Below are 6154 nucleotides of genomic sequence, written 5' to 3'. Positions count from 1 at the left end.
CCACCGCGGCGCCGCCGAGGGCACCGAACATTGCGGTGAGCACGCCCGCGGCGGTGGCCAGCACCGCGCCACCGACAACACAGCCCACGGCCGCGCCGCCGATGCCACCGACCAGAGTGCCGATGGTCGCGCCGGTGGATATGGTGTCCCGCAGGCGATTCCACGCCGCCTGTTCACGGTCGTAATCCGATTTCCAGGGCGCCGTGTTCTCGTAGGGCAGGGCGACCGGCTTGTATACGGCGTGCTCGGTATCGAACTGCGGTGTCAGGGTCGCAGTACGGTCCTTGATATCGGCCGCGATCGGAAAGACGAAATCATCTACCCGAAAATTCAATTCGGAGCCCGCCACGGTGGAGCCGTTGGCGGCCATGATTCTGAAGACACCGTCCTCGACGACCAGGGAACCGGCATCGGTCCGGATGATCGTACTGGCCCCGGTAGTGGTGGACGTGTAGTTGATGACGCCGGGATCGGTGGTTTCGGGCGCCGCGCCCGCGGTACCCGCGGTGGCGCCCAGGGCAGCGATCAACAACGCCGCGGCGGCGGCGAATTTCTTCGATAGCATTTCTTCGGTTTCCTCATCGAGCGGGCCGTAGGGGGAACGCGGTTATCGAAAACCCCGTGGCGCGAACATAGCTCGGTCCGAAGGCCGCGTGAATATGAAAACTCACGCGGCAGCTTCGGATTCCGCCGAGCGGAAACTATTTGGCGGGAGCCGGGTTGATCGACGGCTCATTGATGGTGGAGAAGTACTGGATAGCGGCCAGGATCGCGACCGGGGCCGTGACGAGCAGCTGACCCGCCAGCGTGCCCAGGAAGCCGACGACGCTCATACCGGCGATGCAGCCGACGATACCGGCCGGCAGCGCACCGAACAGGGCGGTCAGGGCGCCGGTCACGGTCGCGCTCACCGCGCCACCGACGATGCAGCCCACGGCCGCGCCACCGATGCCACCGACCACGGTGCCGATGGTCGCGCCCACACCGATGGTGTCCCGCAGACGACCCCAGGCGGCCTGCTCACGGTCGTAGTCGCTCTTCCAGGGCGCGACGTTCTCGTACGGGAGGGCCACCGGCTGGTAAACGGCGTGATCCGTGTCGAGCTGCGGCGTCAGGGTCGCAGTACGGTCCTTGATCTCGGCCGCGATCGGAAAGACGAAATCGTCTACCCGGAAGTTCAATTCGGTGCCGGCGACCGTTATCCCATTGGCCGCCTTGACCTTGAAGACACCGTTCTCGACCGCCAGCGAACCCGCATCGGTAGAAATAATGGTGTTCTTCTCGGAATTCGTTGCCGTGTAATTTACTACACCGTTGTCTGGTGCGGCCGGGGCCGCCCCGGCCGTAGCCATCGGCGCGATCGACGCCGCGATCGCAAGCGCCGCGATCCCGGTTAATTTCCTCATCTTCATTTGGTACTGCTTCCTCGCCACTGCCTGAAACGAACTGATAGCGGCAAGCATCAAGCAACCAGCGATTTCGCTGGAGGTTAAAAACCACCTTGATTTTGGCGGGCAACCACACCGCATTCGGGTGCCGCGGCGTGGCGGCACGAGTTCATCGAGCAGTGGACGCGGTCAGGCCTGTTTGGCGGCGGCCTTCGCCTGCTTCTTGAATTCCCGTACCTGCGTGAGGGTTTCGGCATCGGTCACATCCGCGACCGATCGCCGGGACCCGTCCTCGCCGTAGGCGCCCGCGGCCTCGCGCCAGCCGCCGGCGGTGAGCCCGCCCTGTTTGCCCAACAGCGCCAGGAAGATTCGGGCCTTCTGATCACCGAAGCCCGGCAGCGCCTTGAGGCGCTTCAGGATTTCCTTGCCGTCGGGATCGCCCTGTGTCCACAGGCCCGACGTCTTGCCGTCGTAGTTCTCGACGATGAAGTGGGCCAGCTCCTGCACCCGGCGGCCCATGGAACGGCCGTAGCGGTGGATGGCGGGCGGGGTGGAGGCCAGCTCCTCGAATTCCGCCGGATCGGTATCGGCGATCCGCCGGATATCGAAGCCGCCCATCCGATCGGCCAGCTTCTGCGGGCCACGGAAGGCGTGCTCCATAGGAAACTGCTGGTCCAGGAGCATGCCGGTCAGCAGGGCGAAGTCATCGTCCGACAACAACTTGTCCGCCTCGGGGTCCTGCGCGAGGCACAGTTTGCGGCTAACCATCGTCAGATCATCCCATCCCGGCTCGAATCCGGACCGATTGCCCGGCCCCCTCGGCCCCGCCTTGCGGTGACGCGGGTCACGACTAGGCTCGGCGGCATGCCCGACACCATGGCTATTTCGACAGTGGGAACCGTGCCGCACGATGGCACCGGGGCCGGCTTACGTCCGGACCGATTCGACAGCAACGGCCAGGATCAACTGGTCGATGTCCAAGATCTGCAGGCAGCGCTACCGGGGATCCGGCGACTGCGGAACTGGGCGCACGAGGCTCTTGCCACCCAAGCCGGCGAAAGCGCCGTCGACATCGGGTCCGGCACCGGGTCCGAGGTCTTCACCTTCGCCGATCTGGTCGGACCGGACGGCACCGCGATCGGCGTCGAACCCGACCCCACCCTGCGCGCCGCGGCCGAACGCCGCGCCGAGCAATCCGGGTCGGCCGCGAAGTTCGCCTCCGGCGACGCCTACGGCCTGCCCTTCGGCAACGACACCTTCGATGTCGCCCTGTGCGAACGCGTCTTCCAGCACCTGACCGGACCGGCCCGGGCCGCCGGGGAGATCGCCCGCGTGCTGAAGCCGGGCGGCCGCGTGGTCGTCCTGGACAGCGATTGGGGCACTGCCGTCGTCCATCCGGGTGACCGGAACGTGGTGCACGAGGTCATCGAGACCATGATCGCCCGCACCACCAACCCCTTCGCCGGACGGCGACTGGCCGGACAACTCACCCAGGCCGGACTGGTCGTGGACGATATCGGCTCGCACGCGCTCATCCAGGACGGCGGCATCGGCGCCGGCGCACTGGTCGCCCGCATCGCGGACATGTCCGTCGCCCGCGGCTCCATCACCGTCCCGCAGCGAGATCAGCTCATCGCCGACCTGGAAGCCGGTGCGGCAACCGGCGATATCCACCTCTCCGTGACCATCTTCGCCGTCCTCGCACACAAACCCAGCTGAGTTACGAACGATTAAGGCCCGCACCGGTTTTCCCGGTGCGGGCCTTCTGATTCTCTAGTTACGTTTCGCAACAACTGATTTCGTGAGATGCGGGTAACTCACCGGGTACGCCCGAAACGTAATCCGCGCCCAACCGCCGGCACGCGTTGCCAACCCTCGCGGCACCCGAGCCGGGCGCTAAAGGTTCGGGGAGGCGGAAATGAGCTTCTCGGTTGCTGCCAGCAGGACGCAGGTGGCGACACCGTCCATGGCCTTCTCCAGTTCCGCGAGGGAGGGGAAGCTGGGGGCGAGGCGAATGTTCTTGTCCTCCAAGTCCTTTCCGTACGGGTAGGACGAACCGGCCGGAGTCAGGGCGATGCCCGCCTCCTTGGCCAGTGCGACCACGCGGGTCGCGGTGCCCTCCAGCACATCCAGGCTGATGAAGTAGCCGCCCTTGGGCTCGGTCCAGGACGCCACCTTCGACGCACCCAGCCGGTCCTCCAGAATCCGCAGCACCAGTTTGAATTTCGGCTCCAGGATGGCGCGGTGCTTCTGCATATGGCTGTGCACACCCTCGACGTCCTTGAAGAAGCGCAGATGCCGCAGCTGGTTCACCTTGTCCGGGCCGATGCTCTTCTTGCCCGCATGGCTCAGGTACCACTCCAGATTGGCGGTGGCGGACCCGAAGAAGCTCACGCCCGAACCCGCGAAGGTGATCTTCGAGGTGGAGGCGAAAACGTAGGGGCGGTTGGGGTTTCCGGCCGCAGCGGCCAGCCCCAGTACATCGAGCACCGGATCGGCGGTGTCGGTCAGCGGGTGCACGGCGTAGGCGTTGTCCCAGAACAGGCGGAAGTCCGGCGCGGCAGTCGGCATCGAAACCAGTTCCCGTGTCACGGCTTCGGAGAAGGTGACGCCGGTCGGGTTCGAGTAGTTCGGCACCGCCCAGATGCCCTTGATGCTCGCGTCCGACGCCACCAGCTCCGCGATAGCGTGCACATCCGGGCCGTCGTGGCCCATCGGGATCGGGATCATCTCGAAGCCCAGCGATTCGGTGATCGCGAAGTGCCGGTCGTAACCCGGTGCGGGACACAGGAACTTGAGCGACGGCTCGTCGATCCAGCGCCGCTCCGAATCGACCGCGCCGTGCAGCATGGAGAACACGATCACGTCGTGCATGAGCTCCAGGCTGGCATTGTTGCCGGCCAGCAGGTTGGAGACCGGAATGCCGAGCAGCTCGCCGAAGATGGCGCGCAGCTCCGGCAAGCCGTGCAGGCCACCATAATTGCGCACATCGGTGCCGTTGCCGTCGCGGTAGTCGCCGTTGCCCGGCAGCGAAAGCAGATCCAGGGACAGATCGAGCTGCTCGGGCGCGGGTTTTCCGCGCGTAATGTCCAGCGTCAACTTCTCGGTCCGGAGCTTCGCGTAGTTCGCGGTCTGCGATTCGTGTTCGGACACGAGCTCCGCATGGCTCATCAAACCGATCTGCGTTTGCCGGGGCATCAGACAGCCTTTCCACGGGCTAGGGGCAATGTAAGCGGGTCCTCGCGCACGGCGGACGGACCCAGCGATCACGTTACTTGGTAGGACCTCACCCTGGGGAGCTAAATATCGGCCCGCGCACCCGGAGATCCGTGCACCGGAAGATTTATGTGCACCCAGAAATTAAAGGGGACCCAGCGCACCCGGCAGAGCCCGTTGACCCTTGCTGCCTTCCGGCCCTGGGGGAGTTCACAGGATGCGCGCCGCGCTGGATCCGTCGGCCAGTGTAGCGGCTCACCGATGCCCTTGCCGCCCGGGGTCGTTACGATCCAACCGACATCGCGGGGGCACCCGCTCGTTACCGGAGGGGAAACCAGTAGTGACAAGCAACAATCCAGGACCGGGCGGCCCTCAGGACCCCGCCAACCACCAGGAAACCGCGCAATGGTGGGCTACGCCACCCACCGGAGCCGAGGCGGGTCAGCCGGTCACCGGCGCCGATCCGACCATGCTCAACTACGGCACCGCGGGCATGGCGTATACGCCGCCCGCACAACCCTTTCCGCCGCAGCAGCAGCAGATGCCGCCGCAGATGTCACAGCCACATCAGCAGCCACCGGTGAACGCCTACCCGGGGCAGCAGCCCTATATGCAGCAGCAGCCCGGCCCGGCCCCGATGAACGGCGGCTACAGCTACGGAACTCCCCCGCGCCCGCCCGGCGGCGGCAACAAGACGCCGTGGATCATCGGCGGCGTGGTCGGCCTGGTCGTGATCGTCGGCATCGGCATAGCCGCCGTCGCGCTCACGCAGGGGGACAAGCCGATCAGTCCGCTGGGTGACGACAAGAAGAAGAACATGGACGGCAACTACTCCATGGACAAGGTCACCAACTCCTGCAGCCTGATCGATCCGACCGCGCTCGCCAAGTGGTCGAGCACCCAGAAGGGCACTCCGGAGCACTCCGAAACCAAGGCGAGCGACTACACCGGCGGCCGCGCGAGCTGCAATGCCGATTACTACAGCTCCTCCGCCACCGACAAGTACCAGACCAATACCGCGCGCATCGCACTCGATGTCGAGTTCACCGGCGCGTACGGCGGCCCGCAGTACGACTCGTGGAAGCAGTACGACACCGGCACCACCGGCTCCGGCCGCACCTCCGGTGATGTCGCCGGAATCGGCTCCGCGGGCTACTGGCACGCCGAGACCCGCGACTACTCCTCCTTCAACGATCTGGACTACACGGTCGCGGTCAAGGACAGCAATGTCTCGGTCAAGGTCGAGATCAGCCTCAACCGCGCCTCCGGCGAACCGGTCTCCAAGGACGACGTCGCCACGGTCGCCAAACAGCAGGTCCAGAAGGTCCTCGCGGGGCTGAAGAAGTAGCGACCGAGCCGGCCGGAAGCGGCCGCGGAACTCCGCGATTTGCTTTCGACAGGGGGGCAGCCGGTATATTGCTCGACGGAGGATTCGCCTAGTGGCCTATGGCGCTCGCCTGGAACGCGGGTTGGGTTAACGCCCTCAGGGGTTCAAATCCCCTATCCTCCGCTCACGAAGGCCCCGCCCGGACTCAGTCCGGACGGGGCCT

The 6154-nt window shown here is 65.7% G+C and carries 6 protein-coding genes, 1 tRNA gene and 1 other RNA gene; 3 read left to right on the top strand and 5 right to left on the bottom strand.

Features of this window, described 5'->3' with window-relative positions; genetic code table 11:
• The 3 genes from JWN03_RS06475 to JWN03_RS06465 all read right to left on the bottom strand — a co-directional run.
• A partial coding sequence (locus tag JWN03_RS06475; protein ID WP_297611149.1) for a hypothetical protein occupies positions 1-565 on the bottom strand: 565 nt, incomplete at its 3' end.
• Between the two features lie 136 nt (positions 566-701).
• The gene (locus JWN03_RS06470; RefSeq protein WP_297611146.1) at positions 702-1412 is read right to left on the bottom strand and encodes a hypothetical protein; all 711 of its coding nucleotides are present in this window, start codon (positions 1410-1412) and stop codon (positions 702-704) included.
• Between the two features lie 165 nt (positions 1413-1577).
• The gene (locus JWN03_RS06465) at positions 1578-2156 is read right to left on the bottom strand and encodes an HhH-GPD-type base excision DNA repair protein (protein WP_297611143.1); all 579 of its coding nucleotides are present in this window, start codon (positions 2154-2156) and stop codon (positions 1578-1580) included.
• A 108-nt stretch (positions 2157-2264) separates the two neighbouring features.
• Here JWN03_RS06465 and JWN03_RS06460 point away from each other — a divergent pair, with 108 nt between their 5' ends.
• Positions 2265-3107: a methyltransferase domain-containing protein gene (locus tag JWN03_RS06460; protein WP_441342943.1), complete on the top strand. Its 843-nt coding sequence runs from the start codon at positions 2265-2267 to the stop codon at positions 3105-3107.
• Between the two features lie 177 nt (positions 3108-3284).
• Here JWN03_RS06460 and JWN03_RS06455 read toward each other — a convergent pair whose 3' ends face one another.
• Positions 3285-4586: an aminotransferase class I/II-fold pyridoxal phosphate-dependent enzyme gene (locus JWN03_RS06455; protein ID WP_297611137.1), complete on the bottom strand. Its 1302-nt coding sequence runs from the start codon at positions 4584-4586 to the stop codon at positions 3285-3287.
• A gap of 163 nt (positions 4587-4749) precedes the next feature.
• Positions 4750-4844, bottom strand: an RNA gene (ffs, locus tag JWN03_RS06450) — signal recognition particle sRNA small type.
• A gap of 100 nt (positions 4845-4944) precedes the next feature.
• Here ffs and JWN03_RS06445 point away from each other — a divergent pair.
• Positions 4945-5952 (top strand): hypothetical protein, encoded by a 1008-nt coding sequence (locus JWN03_RS06445; RefSeq protein ID WP_297611135.1) that lies wholly within the window; start codon positions 4945-4947, stop codon positions 5950-5952.
• A 77-nt stretch (positions 5953-6029) separates the two neighbouring features.
• Positions 6030-6114: transfer RNA gene (locus JWN03_RS06440), tRNA-Ser, on the top strand.
• Positions 6115-6154 lie beyond the last annotated feature (40 nt).

It is taken from the genome of Nocardia sp. (assembly GCF_025465275.1).
GTDB lineage: Bacteria > Actinomycetota > Actinomycetes > Mycobacteriales > Mycobacteriaceae > Nocardia.
Note: the sequence above shows the minus strand (reverse complement) of the source record. Positions and strands in the feature narration are given on the sequence as shown.

Excerpts from the sequence above, each read along its gene's own strand:
- JWN03_RS06455 (WP_297611137.1), bottom strand. The coding sequence starts at position 4,586 with ATGCCCCGGCAAACGCAGATCGGTTTGATGAGCCATGCGGAGCTCGTG.
- JWN03_RS06470 (WP_297611146.1), bottom strand. The coding sequence starts at position 1,412 with ATGAAGATGAGGAAATTAACCGGGATCGCGGCGCTTGCGATCGCGGCG.
- JWN03_RS06460 (WP_441342943.1), top strand. The coding sequence starts at position 2,265 with ATGGCTATTTCGACAGTGGGAACCGTGCCGCACGATGGCACCGGGGCC.
- JWN03_RS06465 (WP_297611143.1), bottom strand. The coding sequence starts at position 2,156 with ATGGTTAGCCGCAAACTGTGCCTCGCGCAGGACCCCGAGGCGGACAAG.